Origin of the sequence: Ferranicluibacter rubi (genome assembly GCF_011603255.1) — a bacterium.
GTDB lineage: Bacteria > Pseudomonadota > Alphaproteobacteria > Rhizobiales > Rhizobiaceae > Ferranicluibacter > Ferranicluibacter rubi.
In genome coordinates this window covers 224,215-246,796 of record NZ_JAANCM010000009.1, presented here as the reverse complement: position 1 = coordinate 246,796, position 22,582 = coordinate 224,215, and the positions used below count along the sequence as shown (strand labels likewise).

General features: G+C 61.2%; 23 protein-coding genes and 2 tRNA genes. 12 read left to right on the top strand and 13 right to left on the bottom strand.

Annotation, left to right across the window (positions count from 1 at the left end):
* Positions 1–181: 181 nt before the first annotated feature.
* Positions 182–3,007: a DNA gyrase subunit A gene (gyrA, locus tag G8E10_RS17925; RefSeq protein WP_167130149.1), complete on the top strand. Its 2,826-nt coding sequence runs from the start codon at positions 182–184 to the stop codon at positions 3,005–3,007.
* 123 nt (positions 3,008–3,130) lie between these two features.
* Here the strand turns inward: gyrA and G8E10_RS17920 are convergent, their stop codons facing one another.
* Complete coding sequence (locus G8E10_RS17920; RefSeq protein ID WP_162743107.1) at positions 3,131–3,271, bottom strand: hypothetical protein; 141 nt, start codon at positions 3,269–3,271, stop codon at positions 3,131–3,133.
* Positions 3,272–3,585: 314 nt separating this feature from the next.
* On the opposite strand from G8E10_RS17920, the gene coaD reads away from it, so the two are divergent.
* The 5 genes from coaD (at position 3,586) to tgt (ending at position 7,539) form a co-directional block, all read left to right on the top strand.
* Positions 3,586–4,083, top strand: a complete 498-nt coding sequence (coaD, locus tag G8E10_RS17915) for a pantetheine-phosphate adenylyltransferase (protein ID WP_110798892.1) — start codon at positions 3,586–3,588, stop codon at positions 4,081–4,083.
* A gap of 67 nt (positions 4,084–4,150) precedes the next feature.
* A complete protein-coding gene (locus G8E10_RS17910; protein ID WP_110730970.1) occupies positions 4,151–4,717 on the top strand; it encodes a peptidylprolyl isomerase in 567 nt (188 codons plus the stop codon).
* A gap of 27 nt (positions 4,718–4,744) precedes the next feature.
* On the top strand, positions 4,745–5,254 hold the full coding sequence (locus G8E10_RS17905; RefSeq protein ID WP_110730971.1) for a peptidylprolyl isomerase: 510 nt from the start codon (positions 4,745–4,747) through the stop codon (positions 5,252–5,254).
* A 78-nt stretch (positions 5,255–5,332) separates the two neighbouring features.
* Positions 5,333–6,412 (top strand): tRNA preQ1(34) S-adenosylmethionine ribosyltransferase-isomerase QueA, encoded by a 1,080-nt coding sequence (gene queA, locus G8E10_RS17900; protein ID WP_167130148.1) that lies wholly within the window; start codon positions 5,333–5,335, stop codon positions 6,410–6,412.
* The gene (gene tgt / locus G8E10_RS17895; RefSeq protein ID WP_167130147.1) at positions 6,409–7,539 is read left to right on the top strand and encodes a tRNA guanosine(34) transglycosylase Tgt; all 1,131 of its coding nucleotides are present in this window, start codon (positions 6,409–6,411) and stop codon (positions 7,537–7,539) included. The genes queA and tgt overlap by 4 nt, the downstream gene beginning before the upstream one ends.
* 98 nt (positions 7,540–7,637) lie before the next feature.
* Here tgt and G8E10_RS17890 read toward each other — a convergent pair whose 3' ends face one another.
* From G8E10_RS17890 to G8E10_RS17880, 3 genes are all read right to left on the bottom strand, one after another.
* Entirely contained in the window at positions 7,638–8,828 is a 1,191-nt protein-coding gene (locus G8E10_RS17890) for a class I SAM-dependent methyltransferase (protein ID WP_167130146.1), read from the bottom strand.
* Positions 8,829–8,894: 66 nt separating this feature from the next.
* Complete coding sequence (locus tag G8E10_RS17885) at positions 8,895–9,314, bottom strand: DUF4864 domain-containing protein (RefSeq protein WP_167130145.1); 420 nt, start codon at positions 9,312–9,314, stop codon at positions 8,895–8,897.
* 350 nt (positions 9,315–9,664) lie between these two features.
* The gene (locus tag G8E10_RS17880) at positions 9,665–11,038 is read right to left on the bottom strand and encodes an ISNCY family transposase (protein WP_167130144.1); all 1,374 of its coding nucleotides are present in this window, start codon (positions 11,036–11,038) and stop codon (positions 9,665–9,667) included.
* Between the two features lie 267 nt (positions 11,039–11,305).
* Between G8E10_RS17880 and G8E10_RS17875 the strand changes: the two genes are divergently transcribed.
* Entirely contained in the window at positions 11,306–12,265 is a 960-nt protein-coding gene (locus tag G8E10_RS17875) for a phosphoribosylaminoimidazolesuccinocarboxamide synthase (protein WP_343289819.1), read from the top strand.
* A 7-nt stretch (positions 12,266–12,272) separates the two neighbouring features.
* Here G8E10_RS17875 and G8E10_RS17870 read toward each other — a convergent pair whose 3' ends face one another.
* The 8 genes from G8E10_RS17870 to G8E10_RS17835 all read right to left on the bottom strand — a co-directional run bounded on the left by G8E10_RS17870 (position 12,273) and on the right by G8E10_RS17835 (position 20,267).
* Entirely contained in the window at positions 12,273–13,085 is an 813-nt protein-coding gene (locus tag G8E10_RS17870; protein ID WP_167130142.1) for an MBL fold metallo-hydrolase, read from the bottom strand.
* Between the two features lie 13 nt (positions 13,086–13,098).
* On the bottom strand, positions 13,099–13,878 hold the full coding sequence (locus G8E10_RS17865; RefSeq protein WP_167130169.1) for a TatD family hydrolase: 780 nt from the start codon (positions 13,876–13,878) through the stop codon (positions 13,099–13,101).
* A 14-nt stretch (positions 13,879–13,892) separates the two neighbouring features.
* Positions 13,893–15,443, bottom strand: a complete 1,551-nt coding sequence (gene metG, locus G8E10_RS17860; RefSeq protein ID WP_167130141.1) for a methionine--tRNA ligase — start codon at positions 15,441–15,443, stop codon at positions 13,893–13,895.
* A gap of 142 nt (positions 15,444–15,585) precedes the next feature.
* Positions 15,586–16,629, bottom strand: a complete 1,044-nt coding sequence (locus G8E10_RS17855) for a DNA polymerase III subunit delta' (RefSeq protein WP_167130140.1) — start codon at positions 16,627–16,629, stop codon at positions 15,586–15,588.
* Positions 16,626–17,312, bottom strand: a complete 687-nt coding sequence (gene tmk / locus G8E10_RS17850; RefSeq protein ID WP_281517640.1) for a dTMP kinase — start codon at positions 17,310–17,312, stop codon at positions 16,626–16,628. The genes G8E10_RS17855 and tmk overlap by 4 nt, the downstream gene beginning before the upstream one ends.
* 194 nt (positions 17,313–17,506) lie before the next feature.
* Complete coding sequence (locus tag G8E10_RS17845; RefSeq protein WP_343289818.1) at positions 17,507–18,664, bottom strand: D-alanyl-D-alanine carboxypeptidase family protein; 1,158 nt, start codon at positions 18,662–18,664, stop codon at positions 17,507–17,509.
* Between the two features lie 36 nt (positions 18,665–18,700).
* A complete protein-coding gene (locus G8E10_RS17840; RefSeq protein ID WP_132447283.1) occupies positions 18,701–19,798 on the bottom strand; it encodes a septal ring lytic transglycosylase RlpA family protein in 1,098 nt (365 codons plus the stop codon).
* 199 nt (positions 19,799–19,997) lie between these two features.
* Complete coding sequence (locus G8E10_RS17835) at positions 19,998–20,267, bottom strand: hypothetical protein (protein ID WP_167130138.1); 270 nt, start codon at positions 20,265–20,267, stop codon at positions 19,998–20,000.
* 203 nt (positions 20,268–20,470) lie between these two features.
* Here G8E10_RS17835 and G8E10_RS17830 point away from each other — a divergent pair.
* Both G8E10_RS17830 and G8E10_RS17825 read left to right on the top strand, forming a co-directional pair.
* Positions 20,471–20,560, top strand: a tRNA-Ser gene (locus G8E10_RS17830).
* 126 nt (positions 20,561–20,686) lie between these two features.
* Positions 20,687–20,760 (top strand) — tRNA-Cys (locus G8E10_RS17825).
* A 349-nt stretch (positions 20,761–21,109) separates the two neighbouring features.
* Here the strand turns inward: G8E10_RS17825 and G8E10_RS17820 are convergent.
* Positions 21,110–21,295: a hypothetical protein gene (locus G8E10_RS17820; RefSeq protein WP_167130137.1), complete on the bottom strand. Its 186-nt coding sequence runs from the start codon at positions 21,293–21,295 to the stop codon at positions 21,110–21,112.
* Positions 21,296–21,602: 307 nt separating this feature from the next.
* Between G8E10_RS17820 and G8E10_RS17815 the strand changes: the two genes are divergently transcribed.
* From G8E10_RS17815 to G8E10_RS17805, 3 genes are all read left to right on the top strand, one after another.
* The gene (locus tag G8E10_RS17815; RefSeq protein WP_167130136.1) at positions 21,603–21,881 is read left to right on the top strand and encodes a hypothetical protein; all 279 of its coding nucleotides are present in this window, start codon (positions 21,603–21,605) and stop codon (positions 21,879–21,881) included.
* A gap of 16 nt (positions 21,882–21,897) precedes the next feature.
* Positions 21,898–22,077, top strand: coding sequence for a hypothetical protein (locus G8E10_RS17810; protein WP_167130135.1), 180 nt, complete (start codon positions 21,898–21,900; stop codon positions 22,075–22,077).
* A 122-nt stretch (positions 22,078–22,199) separates the two neighbouring features.
* Entirely contained in the window at positions 22,200–22,508 is a 309-nt protein-coding gene (locus G8E10_RS17805) for a thermonuclease family protein (protein ID WP_343289817.1), read from the top strand.
* Positions 22,509–22,582 lie beyond the last annotated feature (74 nt).

The following is a 22,582-nucleotide window of genomic DNA, read 5'->3' as shown; positions in this document are numbered from 1 at the left end:
GGCTCAAGCGACGTTTTGGGTAAAGGGGCAGGGGCCCCAAGCTGCAAGTTTACCTTGGAAAGCCGCCCTTTTGCTGCCAGAAAGGCATAAGACTGTTCACAACTCCCTGCGCAAATTAGCGCAAGGGCGCTGTATCGATTATATGTAGCCCTCTGATTCTGACCAACGATCGTGACCCAAATTGACTGAGCAAACACCTCCCGGCGGCGGCAAGAACCCACCAGGCATCGAGCCCATTTCCATCATCGAGGAAATGCAGCGCTCCTACCTCGATTACGCGATGAGCGTCATCGTCAGCCGTGCGCTCCCCGATGTTCGCGACGGATTGAAGCCGGTGCACCGGCGCATCCTGTTCGGCATGAGCGAGCTCGGGATCGACTGGAACAAGAAATACGTCAAATGCGCTCGTGTGACCGGGGACGTGATGGGTAAGTATCACCCGCACGGCAATCTCGCGATCTACGACGCGCTGGCGCGCATGGCGCAGCCCTGGTCGCTGCGGCTGCCGCTGATCGACGGGCAAGGCAACTTCGGTTCCATCGACGGCGACCCGCCGGCAGCCGAACGTTACACCGAATGCCGCCTGCAAAAGTCGGCGCACGCGCTTCTGGACGATCTCGACAAGGAAACCGTCGATTTCCGCGACAACTATGACGGCACGCTGTCCGAGCCTGTCGTCATGCCGGCGAAGTTTCCGAACCTGCTCGTCAACGGCGCGGGCGGCATCGCGGTGGGCATGGCGACGAACATTCCGCCGCACAACCTGTCCGAAGTCATCACGGGCTGCATCGCGTTGATCGAAGATCCTGCGCTCGAACTGCCGCAGCTGATGGAGATCATCCCGGGTCCGGACTTCCCGACCGGCGCCATGATCATGGGCCGCTCCGGCATTCGTTCTGCCTACGAGACCGGCCGCGGTTCGGTCATCATGCGCGGCAAGGCGCATATCGAGCCGATGCGCAATGATCGCGAAATGATCATCGTGACCGAAGTTCCCTTCCAGGTGAACAAGGCGACGATGATCGAGAAGATGGCCGAGCTGGTACGCGACAAGCGTATCGAAGGCATCTCCGACCTGCGCGACGAGAGCGACCGGCAGGGCTACCGCGTGGTCATCGAGCTGAAGCGCGATGCCAATGCCGAGGTTATTCTCAACCAGCTTTATCGCTATACACCGCTGCAGACCTCTTTCGGCTGCAACATGGTGGCGCTGAACGGCGGCAAGCCCGAGCAGATGACCCTGCTCGACATGCTGCGCGCCTTCGTCGCCTTCCGCGAGGACGTCGTCAGCCGCCGCACCAAGTATCTGCTGCGCAAGGTGCGCGAGCGGGCCCACGTGCTCGTCGGTCTCGCCATCGCGGTTGCCAACATCGATGAGATCATCAAGCTGATCCGCGAAGCGCCGGATCCGGCGACCGCACGCGAGCAGTTGATGACACGCCGCTGGCCGGCCCATGACGTCGACTCGCTCATCCGCCTGATCGACGATCCCCGCCACAAGATCAACGATGACGGTACCTACAATCTTTCCGAGGAACAGGCCCGCGCCATCCTCGAACTGCGTCTTGCCCGCCTCACGGCACTCGGCCGTGACGAAATCGGCGACGAGCTGAACAAGATCGGCGGCGAGATCAGCGATTACCTTGAAATCCTTGGCTCGCGCCTGCGGATCATGACGATCGTCAAGGACGAATTGTCGGCCATCCGCGATGAGTTCGGCACCCCGCGCCGCACGGAGATCGTCGAGGGCGGTCCCGATATGGACGATGAGGACCTGATCTCCCGCGAGGACATGGTCGTCACCGTGTCGCATCTCGGCTACATCAAGCGCGTACCGCTGACGACCTACCGGGCGCAGCGCCGCGGTGGCAAGGGCCGCTCCGGCATGTCGACCCGCGACGAGGATTTCGTCACGCGCCTGTTCGTTGCCAATACGCACACGCCTGTGCTGTTCTTCTCCTCGCGCGGCATCGTGTACAAGGAAAAGGTCTGGCGCCTGCCGATCGGGACCCCCACATCGCGTGGCAAGGCCCTGATCAACATGCTGCCGCTCGAAGCGGGCGAACGCATCACCACGATCATGCCGCTACCCGAGGATGAGGCCAGCTGGGCTAATCTCGACGTCATGTTCTCCACGACGCGCGGCACCGTTCGCCGCAACAAGCTGTCGGATTTCATCCAGGTCAATCGCAACGGCAAGATCGCGATGAAGCTGGAGGAAGACGGCGACGAGATCCTGTCGGTGGAAACCTGCACGGATCGCGACGACGTTCTCCTCACTACGGCGCTCGGCCAGTGCATCCGCTTCCCCGTGGACGACGTCCGCGTGTTTGCCGGCCGCAATTCGATCGGCGTACGGGGCATTTCGCTCGGCAAGGACGATCGCATCATCTCCATGACCATCGTCAGCCATGTGGATGCCGAGCCGTGGGAACGCGCCGCCTATCTTAAGCGTGCTGCCGTCGAACGGCGTCTTGTTGCTGGTGAAGCTGTCGCAGGCGAAGACGATGAGATCACGCTGGTTGGTGAAGATGGTGCTGACGTCGTCGGCGAACTCTCGCAGGAGCGCTATGACGAGCTGAAGGCACAGGAGCAATTCGTGCTGACGGTGTCCGAAAAGGGCTATGGGAAACGCTCTTCGACCTACGATTTCCGGACGTCTGGTCGTGGCGGCAAGGGCATTCGTGCCACCGATACGTCGAAGACCAACGAGATCGGCGTTCTCGTCGCGGCCTTCCCGGTGGAAGATGCAGATCAGATCATGCTCGTCTCCGACGGCGGACAGCTGATCCGCGTTCCTGTCGGCGGTATCCGCCTCGCCAGCCGTGCGACGAAGGGTGTCACGATCTTCTCGACGGCGAAGGACGAGAAAGTCGTGTCCGTCGAGCGTATCAGCGAGCCTGACGATGATGAGGCAGCCGTTGCAATCCTCGATGAGCAGCTTGCTCAGGAGGGCACAGCGGCAACCGGTGAGACGACTGAGGATCCGGATACGGCGTCCGAATAATTTCGGCTATGAGACAGACGCTGAAACTCTAACAGCAAGAATAGGAAAAGCCGGACGGGCAGGGGACCGTCCGGCTTTTTTGTATCCCGCCGCGCTGGAGGTCGCATTGGGATAGATGGGATGTTAGATCGAAAACCCTTCGCTGTGGCGGCGGGAGGCACGGATGGCCTCGCGATCTCGCTTGAGCTGAAGAATGGTCTTCGTGAAGTCAAACAGGAACACGATACTAATCACTGCAGACACGATCATCATGATAACGGCCATGTCGCGTTTCCTTATCTGGTGACGACAAACCGGCGGGCAGGCTTTGGCTTCGAAACGACTTCCGAGCGAAGTGCATGCACAGTCGCAAAGATCATCGTGAAAAACATCAGCATCGAAAACAGCATCAATCCCATGGCAGTCATCCTTTCTGCACCCTCAACGAGGCATCACGGAAAAAAGTTCCAGAGACGTTGCGAGACTATTCTTGTGTGTACTGTCTTTGATCGAGCGGAATGGCTTCCGGGGAACAAGCCGCGCATCTTGCGCCGCTCTGCCGGGCGTGACACAAGACTGCCCAAACGGAACACGGTGCGATGACGACAGCTTTCTATCCCGGCTCCTTCGATCCGATCACGAACGGGCATCTCGACATCCTTGCCCAGTCGCTCAACGTGGCGCAGAGCCTGATCGTCGCCATCGGCGTCCATCCCGGCAAGACGCCGCTCTTCTCCTTCGACGAGCGCGCCACCCTGATCCGCCACGCGATCGGCGAGGCGTTGCCTGAGCGGAGCGCCGATGTCTCGGTGGTGTCCTTCGACGATCTCGTCGTGAACGCGGCCCGGCGTCATGGCGCCTCGCTCCTCATTCGCGGGCTGCGCGACGGCACGGATCTCGACTATGAGATGCAGATGGCCGGTATGAACCGCGAAATGGCGCCCGACATCCAGACCCTTTTCATTCCCGCCGCAACGGCCTCGCGGCCCATAACGGCCACATTGGTCCGTCAGATCGCCGCCATGGGCGGCGATGTCGGCCCGTTCGTGCCGAAGGTGGTGGTCCAGGCGCTTGCAATTCGCAAGGCGCAGCGCTGACGTCGGCACTTCGGGCGCTATATCGACACGGCCACATGCAAATCCGCAGACGAAACACGGAGCCATCATGACATTCTTCAAGCTTGCCCTAGCAGGCGCAGTATCCCTGGCGGTGCTCACAGGCGCAGCCGTCGCCCAGGCCAAGGACCTTCTGACGATCACGCTGAAAAGCGGCCCCGTCGTAATCGAACTGCTTCCCGAGATCGCGCCGAAGCATGTCGCGCGGATCAAGGAACTGGCCGCAGAGGGCGCCTACGACAACGTCGCTTTCCACCGCGTCATCCCCGGCTTCATGGCCCAGACGGGCGACGTTCAGTACGGCAACCTCGAAAAGAACTTCGAGGCCGGTCGTGCCGGCATGGGCGGCTCCTCGAAGGCCGATCTACCGGCCGAGTTCTCCAAGACCCCTTTCAAGCGCGGCACCGTCGGCATGGCCCGCTCGCAGAGCCCTGACTCCGCAAATTCGCAGTTCTTCATCATGTTCGACGAAGGCTCGTTCCTGAACGGCCAGTACACCGTCGTCGGCCAGGTCGTGTCCGGCATGGAAAATGTCGACAAGATCAAGAAAGGCGAGGGCGACAGCGGCTCCGTCACCAACCCCGACCGCATGATCAGCGTCAAGGTCGGCAAATAACACCACACTTCTTTGAAGGAGAAGAGCATGGCCGAGATCAAGGATCCGGAAAACACGATCATCATGGAAACGACCAAGGGTCAGGTCGTGATCGAGCTGAAGCCCGATCTGGCGCCGGGCCACGTCGCCCGCATCAAGGAGCTGGTTGCGGAAGGCGCCTATGACGGCGTCGTGTTCCACCGCGTCATCGACGACTTCATGGCGCAGACCGGCGACGTGCAGTTCGGCAAGCAGGGCGGCAAGGACTTCAACCCGGCCCGTGCCGGCATGGGTGGCTCGTCCAAGCCCGACCTCAAGGCCGAATTCTCGGCCACCAGCCATGTGCGTGGCACGTGCTCCATGGCACGCAGCCAGATGCCGAACTCGGCCAACTCGCAGTTCTTCATCTGCTTCACCGACAGCCCGTGGCTGAACAAGCAGTACACGGTCTGGGGCCAGGTCATCGAAGGCATGGACAACATCGACAACATCAAGCGCGGCGAGCCGGTCAAGGATCCCGACAGCATCGTTTCGATGAAGATTGCCGCCAACGCCTGATTCAGGCTATGGCAAGGCCCGTCCGATCGCCGCTCAGGCCATCGGGCGGGCCTTATCCGTTTTTAGAAATGCTCATTCATGCGCGTCGATCTCTTCGACTTCGATCTCCCCGACGACAACATTGCCCTGCGGCCCGCCAGCCCGCGCGATAGCGCCCGCATGCTCATCGTGCGCCCGGGCAGCCCGCTCGAACACCGCAGCGTCATCGATCTTCCGTCTCTCCTGCAGCCGGGCGATGCGCTTGTCTTTAACGACACCAAGGTGATTCCCGCTCAACTCGAAGGCGTTCGTCTAAGAGAAGGCGCGACCGAACAAGCCGTCTCGACCACGCTCCACATGCGCATCGCACCCGACCGTTGGAAGGCGTTTGCGAGGCCCGGCAAGCGTATCAAGCCCGGCGATCGCATTCGTTTCGGCCATGGCGGCGAGGCTTGTCTGCTTGGCACGCTGGATGCGACCGTCGAGGCGAAGACGGAAGGCGGCGAGGTTACGCTGGTGTTCGATCTCTCCGGCCCCGCGCTCGATGAAGCCATCGCGACCGTCGGCCACATCCCGCTTCCACCCTATATCGCCTCCAAGCGGCCGGAAGACGCCCAGGACCGGCAGGATTACCAGACGCTCTATGCGCGGGAGGAAGGTGCTGTTGCCGCGCCCACCGCTGGCCTGCATTTTACCGATCGCCTCTTTGCCGCACTGGATGCCCGTGGCGTCGAGCGGCATTTCGTGACGCTGCATGTGGGTGCCGGGACATTTCTGCCTGTGAAGGCGGAGGATACCGACGACCACAAGATGCACCTGGAGATCGGGCATGTCTCGGCCGAGGTTGCCGAGCGGCTGAACGCCGTGCGGGCGAGGGGCAGGCGAATCGTCTGCGTCGGCACCACCTCGCTGCGCCTGATCGAGAGCGCCGCGAGTGACGACGGGCGCATAGAGCCCTGGTCGGGACCGACCGGCATCTTCATAACGCCCGGCTACCGGTTCCGCGCCGTCGATGTTCTGATGACCAATTTCCATCTCCCGAAATCGACGCTGTTCATGCTCGTTTCCGCCTTTTCAGGTCTCGACACCATGCGCGACGCTTACACCAACGCCATTGCGGACGGCTACCGCTTCTACTCCTACGGCGATGCCAGCCTGCTTTTCCGGAACGAACCATGACAGAGACTTTCCAGTTCAACCTGACTGCCTCAGATGGCAAGGCGCGGCGCGGTGCTGTTTCCATGCCGCGCGGTACGATCCGCACGCCGGCCTTCATGCCCGTGGGAACGGTCGGTACGGTCAAGGCGATGTATCTCGATCAGGTGAAGGAGCTTGGAGCCGATATCATCCTCGGCAACACCTACCACCTGATGCTGCGCCCCGGCCCGGAACGCGTCGCGCGCCTCGGCGGTCTGCACGACCTCATCCGCTGGCAGGGGCCGATTCTCACCGATAGCGGCGGCTTTCAGGTCATGTCGCTCTCCGGCCTGCGCAAGCTGGACGAGCAGGGTGTGACCTTCAAGAGCCACGTCGATGGCGCCCTGCACCACATGTCGCCTGAGCGTTCCATCGAGATCCAGGGCATGCTCGACAGCGACATCCAGATGCAGCTCGACGAATGCATTCGCTTGCCCGCAGAGCCGCGCGAAATCGAGCGTGCGATGGAGATGTCGCTGCGTTGGGCGGAGCGCTGCAAGACCGCGTTCGGCAACCAGCCGGGGAAGGCCATGTTCGGCATCGTGCAGGGTGGCGACAATCCAGCGCTGCGTATCAAATCTGCCCAGGCGCTGGCGGGCCTCGATCTCAAGGGTTACGCGGTCGGCGGTCTTGCCGTCGGCGAGCCGCAGGCCGTGATGCTCGATATGCTGGACACGACCTGCCCGGAACTGCCTTTCGAGAAGCCGCGCTACCTGATGGGCGTGGGAACGCCGGACGACATCCTGAAATCGGTCGCCCGCGGTATCGACATGTTCGACTGCGTCATGCCGACCCGCTCCGGCCGCCACGGCCTTGCTTTCACACGCCGCGGACGCGTGAACCTGCGCAACGCCCGTCACGCCGAGGACATGCGCCCGCTGGACGAACAATCCACGTGTCCCGCCGCGCGTGACTATTCCCGCGCCTATCTCCACCATCTCGTTCGGGCGAACGAGTCGCTCGGTGGCATGCTTCTGACCTGGAATAACCTCTCCTACTACCAGGACCTCATGGCGGGTATCCGCAAGGCGATCGAAGAGGGTCGCTACGCCGACTTCATGGCGGAGACGCAGGAGGAATGGGCGAGGGGTGACCTCGCTCCGGTGTGACCGAGGTTCTCTCACGCAATGAGATCTGACCGCTTGTCGTTGAGCGGTCAGGCTGTTGGGTGAACCGCTCTTGCGGTCGCCTCCCGTTGCTCCGAGACCTACGCAGCCTTGGCGCGGATGACCACGCGGTCGAGACTGCCTTCCCCGACAGCCTCCAACTTCACGGAATAGAGAGAATCACGACGCGTCGGGAAGCGGAACGTGCCCGTCTGTGCGGTCACGTCGCCTTTTCCATGCGTTTCCCAAGTGTAGACCGAGGTAACGGGTCTGCGCTTGACGACCCATTTGTACTTGGCTGGCGCCCCTTGCGGTGCGATCACGTCGAACTCGGCGTGGCCATCGGCGAAAACCTGGGGCTGAACCTTGAGCGTTCGCCCCGTGATCGTGGTCTCCAGATACTGCGGGCGGGCCCATGTTTCCCGAATGAGGTGGTTGGCCTGATCCGTCAGGCGTGCACGCGATCGCTCGAGGCCCTCGACGTGGGGCCGCATCTTGGCTCTCTCGGGAGCCTTTGTCAGCACCATCACATTCGCCGTCAGCGTCACGCCGCGGCGGAAAGACACGATCGGCTTGGAGATCTGGTTGCCGGCGGCAAAACCATAGCTCTGATAGCGCTCGGGGTGAGGGCGATTGAGCAGGTGATCCTGAACGTAGCAGTCGAAGACCGGTTCGGCATGAAGCGGCGAGGCGTGGATCAGATCGACCAGATGGTTGGGGTCGAAGTAGTAGTTGTGCGGAATGCGCTCGGTGACACCACCGAACGTCACAGCCGTTGTGAAGGCATAGACGCCGCCGGGCTTCAGCACGCGCTCGACCTCCCGGAAGTGCTGCAGGAAATCCTCGTCATGCCCGATATGTTCGAAAGACCCCGTCGACCAGCAGAAATCGAAACTCTCGTCAGGAAATTTGAGGTCGCGCATATCCATCGCCATCGCATCGACCTTGTCGAAATCGACGGGCCAGGGCGCCTTCTTGCGGATGAGGTCGCGTGGGCTCTCCGTGCGAACGCCGATCCAGCCGGAATCGGGCAGATAGAGATCGGTGACGACCGTCTTGGCGACGCGGGGAACGATCGCATAGATCAGCTTTTCCGTTCCGGCCCCCATCGCAAGCCCGTGCGCACTGCTCTGCAGCTTGCCTTTGGCCGCAAGAGCCCGGAAGATCATGGCGAATTCCCACGCCCGGCGCGAGCCGAACGGCACGGACCGAAGATCGCGCCGAATGATGGCGTCGATCTCCGGCTCGAAGAAGTCATGGATATCGCAGACTTTCTGCAAGGATAATGGCATGTTCGGTCCTCTTTGAGAAGTGAACCTAGCTAATACACGCGCTGGTGGTCAATGCCTTCAAGACTCTTAGATTTCCGGACCCAGCGCTTGTTGCAGCATCTGCACGCCGTTGATCTTGTATGTCCCGTCGGGCTGCAGCGTCAAAGAGTAAAGCGCCGTCCAGTCCTTGCCATCCGGCCCGGAGATCAGGACTTCCTGCACGACCGTCGAACCATCGATCTTGCTCCGGCCAAAAGCGAAATTCCCGGGCCGATACACAGGCCCATATCCGCGCTTCACCATCTCGAAAAACAGGTCTTGGCTCGGAAACAGCCCTTTGATCTGAGGCGACGCAAACGAATACGCCGCCGTCGCATCATCATTCAGAAACGCCTCGATCTGCTGCCCGATAATGGACCGCGCAGTATCCACCGGTTCGGCGGCATGTCCCGGTGACGACAGCATCAAGGCCATCACGAATCCAACGCCCAACAACACACGCGCCATCACCATCTCCATCAACCGAAGCTGTAGACCTGAGCTTACGCCGAATATGCCTGATGGGAAGAGCCAGGACGCTGTGCCGATTACCGCTGCGCTGGGAGGTAAAGAGGTAAGGGGCTATAGATGCACGAGTTGGAGATTGGCATGTAGCCTTGGAAATCGAATGTACCCCAGCACTTGTGGCGTCGGAGTTGGAATGTCCGCCTGTTTGCAAAGCAGAAATGTCCGAGAGGTCGCCACACGGCACACCGGTCAGCCCCGATCTGAGCGGCTGATCGCAACTGCAAGATCAGATCGGGGCGGGTGATAGATACACCCTTCGGCTTTAGCTTTGAGACGATCCAATCGCCTCTTCACTCGGCAGTTTGCTGCCGCGACAGCGCCTTCCCACGCCGCGCAATCACCGCCGGATCGTCCATGAAATCCTTCCGACGTCCCGGGCCGCGAGCGCGTCGCACGTAACCGTTCTTGTCGCTGTTTGTCTTCACGTCTGGTTTCGACGGCTGCTCCTGGCGCTCCTTGATATAGGCCAGAACATCGCCAAGCCGCTTGTTCTCGGTGATCGCCGCATGCGTCACCCGCTGGTCCTTGTCGAACACCGTGTAGGGCAGGCAATAGCCTTTCCAACGCACATCCAGCCGGCCGTCCGCATAGGCATAGGTCTCGACATAGCGACCAACCAGACCACGCGTCACCTCGGTCTCTTCCAGCATGATCCGCTTGCGCTCGAACGAAAACGTCAGCTGCGATCCGACATAGCGCTGCTCGCGCTTGCATAGGATCTCCGTCAGCCGATCCGGCGCCAGGTTCAGCGGCCGATGCAGATCCTCCGAACGGGCAGGGGTAACCGCAAATCGTGTATTGTATGACTCCATGAAATCCGGCAGGAACGCATTGCCGGCCTCCATGCTGTCAATGCCGGAAAGCCGCAAATCCTTGACCAGCCGGTCCTGCAGCGTTCGGTTCATCCGCTCGACCCGACCCTTGGCCTGGCTTGAATTTGCACAGAGAATCTCGATGTTTAGCTCGCAAAGCGCACGCCCGAACTGGGTCATGCCCTGGCCACCCTTGGCATCTTGTCTCGCCACCCGGAACACCGAATGCTTGTCCGAATAAAAGGCAATTGGCGCGCCGTGACGCTGGAGATAGAGCGCCAGCGCCTCGAAGTAGGTGAAGGCACTTTCGGACCGCACGAAACGCAGTTGCATCAACTTGCCCGTCGCATCATCGACGAACACCAGCAGCGAACATGGCGGTCCGCGATCCTCGAACCAGCGATGTTCCGACCCGTCGATCTGCACCAGTTCGCCATAGGCCTCACGTCGCAACCGCGGCCGATGAAACGTCCGGCGCTGCTTGTGCGACAGCCAGAGTCCGGCATCGACCATCCAGCCGCGAACCGTCTCGCGCGAAACCCGCAAGCCATCCCGCTCGGCCAGCTTCTCCGTCGCCAAGGTTGGCCCAAAATCCGCATAGCGTTCGCGGACCAGCGTCATCGCATAATCCCGAACACCATCGCCGATCCGGTTGTTCGATGGACGACCGATCGCCTTGTGCCGGATCGACGCCGCACCACCCGTGCGTATCCGCTCCAGCAACCGGCGGATCTGGCGCTCGCTCAGATCAAGCACATGCGCTGCTGACACCATGGTCATCCGGCCGGCAACCACCTTCGACAAAACCTCGATCCGCTGCAGATCGCGTTCGCTCATCGCTATCAATCCCATCTGCAATCTCCCAGACGTCCTTCAGACCCGGGGAGTGTGACATTCCAACTTTGCAGAAACAGGACACTTTAACTTTGCGGCTACACAGATAGATCACATAATATAGATTATGGAACAATCTAGGGTTCAGGTGCTCCAGTATGCCATGCTGCAGCACGTATTTCGAGGACGATACCTCTACCGACCAATTCCCATACTATTGACGCAATGGCAGCAGCACGTCTAATCCACTGAGAGATTATTCTTCCCAAAGCGATGAGATTGCCCGTGACCGACACCAACCAGCGTATCCTGTCCGATGCCTTAATTCCCGAGCTTCCCGGGCGCTACAACGGCAAGGTCCGGGAGAACTACGATCTGGCGGACGGGCGACGGATTATTATCGCGACGGATCGGCTGAGCGCATTCGACGTCGTGCTCACCGCGATCCCGTTCAAGGGTCAGGTGCTGACGCAGACGGCGCGGTACTGGTTCGAGCAGACGGCGGATATCTGCCCGAACCATGTGCTCGAATATCCCGATCCGAATGTCGTCGTGGGAACGCGGCTCGACATTCTGCCCGTGGAAATCGTCGTGCGCGGCTATCTGGCGGGAACGACCAGCACGTCGATCCTGACGAAGTATCGCAATGGCGAGCGATCCATGTACGGGACGCGCCTTCCAGACGGAATGAAGGACAACGAGAAGCTCCCGACCGCTATCATCACACCGACGAGCAAGGCTTTCGACGGCGGCCATGACGAGCCGCTTTCGGCCGAGGAGATCGTTGCGCAGAAGCTCCTGACGCCGGAGCAATGGGATACGGTCTCATCCTACGCGCTGGCGCTCTTCCAGCGCGGACAGGAACTGGCGGCAAAGCGTGGCTTGATCCTCGTCGATACCAAGTACGAGTTCGGTACCGACGCGTCCGGACGCATCGTGCTGGCCGACGAGATCCATACGCCCGATAGCAGCCGCTACTGGATCGCGGAAAGCTATCCGGAGAGTTTCGCAACCGGCGAACGGCCGAAGAGTTTTGACAAGGATTTCGTGCGCGCCTGGGTGACCGAGCGTTGCGATCCCTACAAGGATCCGATCCCTACAATTCCGGACGAACTGATCGAGCAGACGTCGAAGGTCTATATCGAGGCCTATGAGACAATCACCGGTGAACGTTTCGAGCCCGATCTGCGCGGCGCCACCGTTCTCGACCGTGTCCGGGACAATCTCACGCCCTACTTCGCTTAAAGTCGGTTCAGGCTTCGACCACGATCTTCAAGCCATCATAGGCCGGCTCCACATGGGCCGGCGTTTCACGCATGACAGTGTCGTAGTCGAGCGGCACATGCATATGGGTCAGGATGGCGCGTTGCGGCGCGATCGTCTCGATCCAGGCGAGCGACTGTTCGAGCGAGAGATGGCTCGGATGGTATTGATATTGCAGCGTATCGATGACGAGCGTCTGCAATCCACCGAGTTTGTCGACCGTCTCCGGCGGAAAATCGCTGACATCGGTACAATAGGCGACATCGCCGACGCGAAAGCCGAGCGAATGTATCGAACCGTGCATCTGCAGCAGCGGCTGGAACGTGATCGTGCCGCCTGCGCCTTCGACCCGGAATGGCTCCAGCGATGGCTCGATCAGGCAGGCGCGGATGATCGGCGGATAGTTGCTTCCCGGCGGTGATTCCAAACAATAGCCGAACCCATCGCGGATCCGAGAGAGCGTGAAAGCGTCGGCCCAGATCGGCGTCTGACGCCGGTTGTGGATGACGAAACCCCGGAGATCGTCGATGCCATGGAGGTGATCGGCATGCGCGTGCGTGTAGACCACGGCGTCGAGATCCCTCACCCCGGCCGATAGAAGCTGCTCGCGCAGGTCCGGCCCGGTATCGATCAGCACCGTCGTCCGGCCGCCATCCTCCGCCACCTGCTCGACCAGCAAAGCTGTTCGCAGCCTGCGGTTTTTCGGATTATGCGGATCGCAGGCACCCCAGTCGCCGGTGATGCGTGGCACGCCCGGAGACGATCCGCAGCCGAGAATGGTGAAAATCCGCCGTGCTGCCATTGATGTCACCGATTCAGGATCGCGGCATCTTGGAGAAGATGCGGAACGCGTTATCGGTGGTCACGGCCGCAATGTCGTCGATGGAAAGCCCGAGCGTCTCGCCCAGAACCTGCGCCGTATGCGCGACATAGGCCGGCTCGTTGCGCTTACCGCGAAACGGTTTTGGCGCAAGGTAGGGTGCATCGGTCTCCACCAGCAGCCGGTCATGCGGCACAGTGAGGGCGATCGCGCGGAGCTCTTCGGATTTCGGGAAGGTGAGGATGCCGGAGAACGAGATGTATCCGCCAAGCTCCACGCCGACCCGGGCAAGATCGGGCCCCGAGGAAAAGCAATGCAGGATGAAGGGGAACGCCCCCTTCCCTGTCTCGCGCGCCAGGATCTCCGCCATGTCGTCGTCGGCCGAGCGGCTGTGAATGACCAGCGGCAGGCCGGTTTCCCGTGCAGCCGCGATATGCCGAAGCAGGCCGGTTTTCTGGTCCTCGGGCTTCTGCGTATCGTAGAAATAGTCGAGACCCGCCTCGCCGATCGCAACCACTTTCGGATGCGCCGACAGCCGCACAAGATCCTCCGTCGTCACGTCCAGTTCCTCATCCGCATTGTTTGGATGGGTCCCGACCGAGCAGAACACGTTGTCGTACCGCTCGGCGACCGCGAGGATCGTGTCGAACCGTTTGACGCGGGTGCAGATCGTAACCAGCTTGTGGACACCGATCTCGGCGGCCCGGGCAACGATCTCGTCCCGTTCGGCCTCGAAATCCGGAAAATCGAGGTGGCAGTGCGTGTCGATCAGCAAGGGATGAGCCACGATCAGACCTCAGGCGGAACGTAGCGCGGGAAGACCGGCTTCGGCGCTTCGAGCGGCGTTCCCGAGGCAAGCCGGCCGGCCTCCCCGAGGAAGGCGAAACTGCGCTGGTTCTCGGGCACGGCCACGAGATCGAGCAGCTTGGCTGCAGAGCCGGGCATGAACGGTTGAAGGAGGATCGCCACCTGGCGCACCACATCCGCCGTCACATAGAGAACCGTTGCCATGCGCGCGGGGTCCGTCTTCTTCAGCGCCCATGGCTCCTGCCCCGCGAAGTAGCGGTCGGCTTCCGACACTACAGCGATGATGGAGGCGAGGACCTTGTGGATAGCGAGCGCATCCATGTCGGTGCGTGTGGAGGCGTGCAGGGCATCCGCCGAGGCGAGCATGGCCTCATCGGCTTCGCTCAAAGGACCACAGACCGGAATAGCGCCATCGCAGTTCTTGACGATCATCGACAGGGAGCGGCTCGCAAGGTTGCCGATGCCGTTGGCGAGATCAGAGTTGATCCGGGTGGCGATCGCCTCCTCGCTATAGCTTCCGTCCTGCCCGAAGGAGACTTCGCGCATGAAGAAATAGCGGATCTGGTCGAGCCCGAAATGCTCCACCAGATTGACGGGATCGACCACGTTGCCGAGAGATTTCGACATCTTCTCGCCCTTGTTGAGCAGGAAGCCGTGGGCGAAAACCTTCTTCGGCAACGGCAGGCCGGCCGACATCAGGAAGGCGGGCCAGTAGACGGCATGGAAGCGGATAATGTCCTTGCCGATCATGTGGATGCTCGCCGGCCAGTATTTCGCGCGCGGGCCGTCCGGGTCCGTCAGGGCGCCGGTGGCCGTGATGTAATTGGTCAAGGCATCGACCCAGACATACATGACATGGGCCGGATCGCCGGGCACGGGAATACCCCAGTCGAACGTCGTGCGCGACATGGAAAGGTCCTTCAGGCCGGACTTCACGAAGGAGATGACCTCGTTGCGGCGCTCAGTGGGACCGATGAAATCCGGATTGTCTTCGTAATGCTGAAGCAGCCGGTCCTGATAGGCGGAGAGGCGGAAGAAGTAACTCGCCTCCTCCACCCATTCGACGGGCGTTCCCTGCGGTCCATAGCGAACGCCATCGGCGCGGACTTCGGTCTCGCTTTCCTGATAGTAGGCTTCGTCGCGCACGGAGTACCAGCCGGAATAGGCGTCCTTATAGAGGTCGCCGGCCTCAGACATCCTGTTCCAGATGACCTTCACGGCCGCGTGGTGGCGTGCTTCCGTCGTACGGATGTAATCGTCGTTCGACCCTTCGAGCAGCTTCACCATCTTCTGGAATTCGGCCGCGTTGCGATCCGCCAGTTCTTGCGGCGTCAGGCCTTCCCGGCGCGCCGTCTGCTGCATCTTCTGGCCATGCTCGTCCGTCCCCGTCAGAAAGAAGACATCGCGTCCATCCAGCCGCTCGAACCGCGCCACGACATCGGTGGCGATCAGCTCATAGGCATGACCGATATGCGGCCGCCCGTTGGGATAGGCGATGGCAGTGGTGATGTAGAAGGGAGATGTGTCTGTCATGGCGGGACTTCTGCAGGTCTGAATGTCGGGCGTCTTGCGAGCGTGCAACGTCCTTAAACCAATCGCGAAGCGGAGGGAATGCAAGAGGGTGAAAAACCAATCCCTGCCCTACGCCGGATCGAGACCCATTCAGCACAGCACCTCAGACAACCGCTCCAGCCGTGCGGAGGTCGTCGAGAATGGAAAGAACAGTCTGCCTGCGGTCGAGATTGTAGGCATCTGCAACCGTCAGCCGCTCGGACAGCTCCGACGAAAGCCGTGCGAAACGTTCGGCCGCGGCCAGATCGCCGCCAAGGCCGGCCGCCTTGGCCTGTGCGTTCACATGGCGCGCGACGAGCGTCGCGAAGAAGTCGAAGATCGTATCGCTGTCTTTGGCGGCAAGGATATCGCCGAGCTTGTGCATCTCGCGCCGCGCCGGCGCGTCGTCGGGATGGCCGAGCATGTGGTCGAACGCGTCGATGATGTCGAGGCCACCATAATTGACGAGCTTCAACGCCTCCGAGACGCTGCCCTTTGCCGCTGCAAGCACACGCGCGCCTCTCTCCCCCTCCAGCCGGATGTCGAGATGCGCCAGCGCCCGGGCCATATCGGCGTCGGCAAGGGGCCTCAGCGCCAGAGGCAGGCAGCGCGAGCGGATGGTCGGCAGCAGGCGGCCGGGTGTGTGCGTGAGGACGAGGAACATCGACCGCTTCGGCGGCTCTTCGAGAATCTTGAGGATCGCGTTCGCCGCGTTGCGATTGAGATCGTCGGCCGGGTCTATGATGACGATGCGCCAGTTGCCGGTGCCCGAAGTCTGCGCGAAAAACCGCCCTGCCCGCCGCACCTCGTCCACGGTAATCGCGCTTTTCACCTTGCCCGTCTTTTCGTCCACCGGACGTGTGAGGTGCAGGACATTGTGGGACGACCCCGCCGCGATCTGCCGGCTGACGACGGAACCCGGATCGGGATCCGCCATCTCAGCCGGCGCGTCGGCCGGCTCGGGATGGCTGAGGATGTGGTTAGCAAAGCGAAAGGCGAGCGTCGCTTTGCCGATGCCCTCCGGCCCCTCGATGAGGATGGCGTGATGCCCCTTGCCGGAGCGATAGCCCGCCGCGAGAAACGCCTGTGCCTCTTCGTGCCCGAACAGTGCGCTGTTGTCGGATGGCGCGATAGCCCCGTCGAGGACATCGGATCGACCTTCGCTCATGCCTCTACCCCTGCATCCTGCCGCTCGGAAATGCGCGCTTCCACGGCTGCCAGCACATCGCGCGCGATGGCCTCGACCGAACGAGAAGCATCAACGACGCGACACCGCACGGGATCGCGCGCAGCAATGTCCAGAAAGGCCTCGCGGCGCTTCTCGTGTGTTTCCAGCTCTTCCTTCTCGAAGCGATCGGGCACGGCATTCGCTAGCTCGGCGGCCTTGAAAGCACGGGCTCGTGCCCGCTCGAGCCCTTCGGCCGCAGGCATGTCGAGGATGATGGTGATGTCAGGGCGCAGACCGTTGATGGCCAGTCGTTCCAGGCCATCGATAAGGGGTTCGGGAAGGTTTCCGGTGATGCCCTGATAGACGCGGGACGAGTCCATGAAGCGGTCGCAAAGGACCATGCTGCCACCGTCAAGCGCCGGACGGATCAATGTTTCCACATGGTCGCTCCGCGCGGCGGCAAAAAGCAGTGCCTCCATGCGAACACCGTGGGATTCAGCGCCCCCCGACAGGATCACATGCCGCACGGCCTCAGCACCGGCGGAACCACCGGGTTCGCGGGTGATGCGCACGGCATGGCCCTGCGCTTCCAGCGCGCCAGCCAGAAGACGGATCTGAGTCGACTTGCCGACCCCCTCGCCGCCTTCGAATGTCACGAACATCGCACCTGCCGTCAATTCCATTGCCTCTATAGTCGCGATTTCCAGCCCTGACGCCGCAAACGCCAGTCACCATGCCGCCCGCCATCGCACAGACCCGGAAAGCATTCCCAGCGGATAAGACCCAGTAGCCTATTGCTCTGCGTCTGAATACACGCGCGCTGGAAAAGTACGCAGAGCCGCTGGACAACACGCCGCAGCACCATCGACAGGAAAAGTCAAAGCCAGAAGAACAGCAGTTCCTGCAAGGTATCCGCAGCACGGCTCGTCAGCGAGCCGGCCTCGACGGACGCTGCCGTCTTCAGCGGCACCTCCCGCAACAGCTGCTCTCCGTTCCAGATGCGCAGCGTACCCGCGACCTCCCCTGCCCGCACAGGCACGGTCAACGGCCAACGATAGACGACGCGGGCGGTGAGCTTCGCCGGCGTCTTCACCGGCAGCAGGATATCGACAGGCCCCGCAGTCACCAGCCCAACGGCGGGTCGGTCGCCGCCGTAGACGCTCGCTTCCGCGACCGTCTCGCCCGCGGCGAACAGCCGCTTTTCCGAGAAACTCGTCATGGCCCAGTCGAACACACGCCTTGCCTCGGCCACACGATCCTTGTCCGTGGCGAGCCCGTTCAGCGCCAGATCGACGCGGCGCCCATCCCGCTCCATGGACGCGACGATGCCGTAGCCGTACCCTTCGGCAAAACCCGTGACGTAACCATCAACGCCTACATTCGCGGATATCAGCGGGTTCCGGTTGCGCTGGCGGATCTTGTTCCACTCGAACTCGGCTTGCCGAAAGAGCGGGATATCATCGGGATAGGACGCGCGGAGATGACGCGCGAGCGTCACGAGGTCCCGCATCGTCGTCAGATTGCCCTGCGCCGGCAAGCCGGTGGGATTGGCGAATGTCGAGGTTTTCAGCCCGATCGCACGCGCCCGCGTCGTCATGCGCTCTGCGAATGCTGCCTCACTGCCGACCATACCCTCCGCCAGGGCGATACAGGCATCATTGGCATATTGAACGATGACACCCTGAAGCAGATCGCCGACCGAGACTCTGGAATTCAATGCGGCAAACATCGCCGATGTGCCGGATGGCGCCCCGCCCGTCCGCCAGGCATGCTCGCTGACCGGGAAAAGCGTATCGCGCGACAGGCTCCCGTCCTTCAGGGCCGAGAGCACCAGCTCGACCGTCATCATCTTAGCCATGGAAGCCGGTGGCACGGCCTCATCGGCCGCTTTTTCAAGGAGAACGGTTTCCGTCAGCGCGTCGATGACCAGCGCCTGGCGCGCCTTGGTGTCGAATTCCTGTGCGCCGGAGGCGGTGCTGCAGAGCGCAAGCGCTATCGTCAGCGCCAATGTCTTGCCGAGCGTGCGCCGCCTCACGAAGCCTCCCAAGCGGCCGCCCCCATCCCGCCGGTCTCAGCGAGCGTTGCGTGTGGCATGTGCGATGATGGCGGATGAGGTCAAAGCCTGCGGATCGACCATGATGGCATCGAACGCGGTTTCCGAGGTGCTGACGCGCGCTTCCACATAGGCCGCGGCATAAAGAATGCCGTTACCCGGCTTGCCGAAGCTGCCCGGACGCTCTGCGGGAATGGGGCCGATGTCCGGCAACGTCACGAAAGCCTCCAGGGCCTCCATGGCGCCCGGCGCGCGCAGCACGTGTTGCGTCTCGGCAAGGGCCGTCATCGAGGAGGCGTTGTCGAGCGAAGGGTTTGCAGACGGCGGCGCCTGATTGCGCGCCGCTTGCGGCACGGGCGTCTTGGCCGGAATCGAAACCGTTCCGAGATCCGAAGATCCAAGGTTCTTCATCTGTCGCGACAGAGGTTCGTTCGAAGCGACCATGACGCCGGACGCGATCTGCCCTTCCGGAGCGATACCCGGTACGCGGCTACCCTTGGCCGCATAGGACGCCATCAGATAGGGCATGTCGTTGCCTTCGAGCGGCGCACGGCCCACATACTGAACCCGCACCTGCGCACTGCCCTTGCGCTTGATGTCGAGAAGATCGGCTGTCTTTGAGGAGACGTCGATGATGCGCCCGTACTCGTATGGGCCGCGATCATTCACGCGAACGATGACCGAAGAACCGTTCTCGACATTCGTGACGCGGGCATAACTGGGAAGCGGAAAGGTGGGATGGGCCGCCGAAAGATGCGCCGTATCGTAGACTTCACCATTGGCGGTCAGACGACCGTGGAATGCAGATCCGTACCAGGAGGAAACGCCGACCTTGTTATAGCCGAAATCCTCCTTCGGAGTGTACCACTTGTCCTTGACTTTGTAGGGCTTTCCGACCTGATAACGACCGCCACCCTTCGGAATGTTCTTGCCGTCGGCGACGCGGGGGCTCGCCTTGACGCCATAGACCGACTCCGGAAAATACTCTTTGCTCCGCTTCTTCGGAGCCTCGACCTGCGCCGTGGTTCCACAGGACGTCAGCGCCAGGCAGATCGCCGGAACTGCCACAAAACCTGCGCCTCTCGCGAGGAAACGTGCGTATTGTCTGAAAGTCATCTGTCCCACATTGCCGCTTGTCTGACGAAACCGGAACACCTGAGCCCCTCGCAGGCGCGCCGACCGTACCAAAAGGATACAGTCGTCAAAAATGACAGCAACGTGGCATAAATGCGAACGCAGGGTCCGCACGCGTCATGGAATTCGTTTTTATGGTTAATGCTTGGTTACGCTCAACCGACCGTCACGTCAGCCGATCTCAGCAGACATATTCGATGATGGTATAATTTACGCCGACGATGCGGCCCCGCATATCCCGCACGAATGAAGGAATGTACTGCTCCTCCGGCGGAACACAGATGTCAGCCGTCTTGTCGTTGGCAATGCTCCCCGTTGGCGTCGAATAGTCGAGGCCAGCCACAACGATACCCTTACTCGAATAAGACGCCGGATCGCCAAGGGCGGCAACAGCCGGTGGAGAAACGGCAATGCCAAGGCCAAGAGCCGCACACATATAAACCTTCCGCATCGCTCGATCTCCGTTACCGCGGGTTAGCTGCTCTTGGAACACCGCCAATCTGCCTTTGTTCCAAACCTTAACCCCAACGGCGTCTGGGTCGATCGTGCAGCGACTCCCCTGAGGCCAATGCTGAACCTCGACGTAAACCCCGAGTTGACGACCAGCCCTCCAACCGCTAATTCAACCAAACCCTCGCAAGGCGAAAAGCCTCAGGAAGAGTGTCCGAGTGGTTTAAGGAACCGGTCTTGAAAACCGGCGTGCGGGAGACCGTACCGTGGGTTCGAATCCCACCTCTTCCGCCAGCGCGGGAAACTTCAATTGTAAAACGGGTCGGATCCAATAAAAGTGCCGAAATCGGACCGAACCTCTTGCGCTTTTTCTAGGATGATTCTAAACGCTGGCCACGGTTCGTTTATTCGACCCGATGAGGCCTCGTGGCGGAGTGGTGACGCAGAGGACTGCAAATCCTTGCACCCCGGTTCAATTCCGGGCGAGGCCTCCAATCAATCGTCACAAGCACTTAGCTCTTATTTCCGCGCTTGATCAGACAGTCACCAACCTTCGTCTGGTGACTCGTTAGGGACTCGGACTTCAGTTTTCAGGCTGAAGAAATTCTGAACGAGCTTTCTCAGCGCACTGCCCTGCGACAACTTGTGAGGCGATAGCCGCCCGCGACGCCTGATCCAGGTTCGGGATATGCTGACAAGCCGAACATCGTGTTCGATTTGAACGCGACCGCCCTCTGTAAGCTTGCCGCCGCTGCTGCCACTCAGCCCGTCCGAGACGCCGTTTACAAAAAAGCGGAAACGAGATTCGCGGTTCGCTCAACGGGCGCCGTGGCCTCAGGTGGTTCACTCTAGCTGGCGAAGGCGATCAAATTCTTCCGGCGGGAGGATCGCCTCAAGCACGGCATCGACCTGCGGGAGAAAGCTCTTCCACATAGGGGCGCCTTCAAACTTCGTATCTTCCGGAACTCCGTCCAGGCGACATAGAGCTCGTGCTGCGAGCTCACGTGAGCTTTTCTTCCGTGCGATCATGGAGAACTCCCAACGGTAGCTGTGGAATGATACCACGGCATGCCAGTCCAGTTCCATGCAGTCAGAAGAGAAGCATCTGCGGAATTATGAGCAAGTTTGGCGCTTGACTCTCTTCGTTGATGAGAACATTTGTAGAACGAAAGCGGCAACTGACCCTTTCGATAAATTCAAACATCGGATCTCTTCGTCATGCTCCAGCACCCGACGCTCTCGCCGGCTGCGCGCGACTACGTGCGCTCTTTCGTCAAGGTTTCCAGCCTCCGAGTGCTGGATGCGCCCCTGACGTGCCTGTAGCGCCCTGCCGGCCATGACACACGCAGGAGAGAAAAATCTCAGCTTCCGGGGGGACCGTTACGAAGAGGTGCCGCCCGACGACTGGACCACGCTCGGCCAGTTGCAGCAGTGGTATCAACTTGCGGCGCGCTGTGGCGGTTGCGGGCGGATCTCGCGCGTCGATCGATACGCCATCGCCCGCGCCCACGGTTCGGCGCTCCCCCTCTGTGCGATCGGCGCCCGGCTGACATGCCAGGTCTGTCGCAACAAGGCAGGCAACGTGCTGCTGCTCGGCACGATGCCGCGAGACTGACGTGAAGGACGAAACAATGAGCGATGAGACGACGACCCGCAGCGGGCCGCAGCAAATGTCGGTGCACAACTGCATCAAGCCCGGCTGCAAGAAATGGGGTTCATTCGGCTATGACAGAGGCCGCGGCGCGACGGATTGGTGGTGCTTCGAGCATGTGCCGCGGGATGAAGCCGGCGAGCGGAGGATGAGCTATTGAAGCGCGTGGCATTGGGGTTCGCTCTGCTGTTTCCATCCATTGCGGTCATAGCGCCCTCGCCCGCTCACGCCATCGAGCTTTGCAAGGGCGGAAAGCGTGCGTAGCGGAAGGTGACCTGCATCGTGGATGGCGACACGATTTGGCAGAAGGGGGTAAAAATGCGCCTTCTCGACATCGACGCACCGGAGATGCGTGGTGCCTGCCAAGCAGAAACGGCCAAGGCTCGCGCGGCGACTGAACGCTTGTCGTCGCTAATGACAGGAGGCTTCCGGATCAAGGACAGCGGTGACAAGGACCGCACCTCGGATCGGCGATCGCTGGTGCGCATACTACTAAGCGACGGTCGCGACGCCGAGGCGGTGCTTATCTCCGAGGGGCTTGCCCAGCCATGGCCGAACGTTGGGAATACATGGTGCGGGGTTGATCGCTGACCGCTCGGCAGGACAAAACAGTCCGATCAGTCTTTCCGACGCCGCTGCCACAAGTGTGCTCATTGTCTATCGAC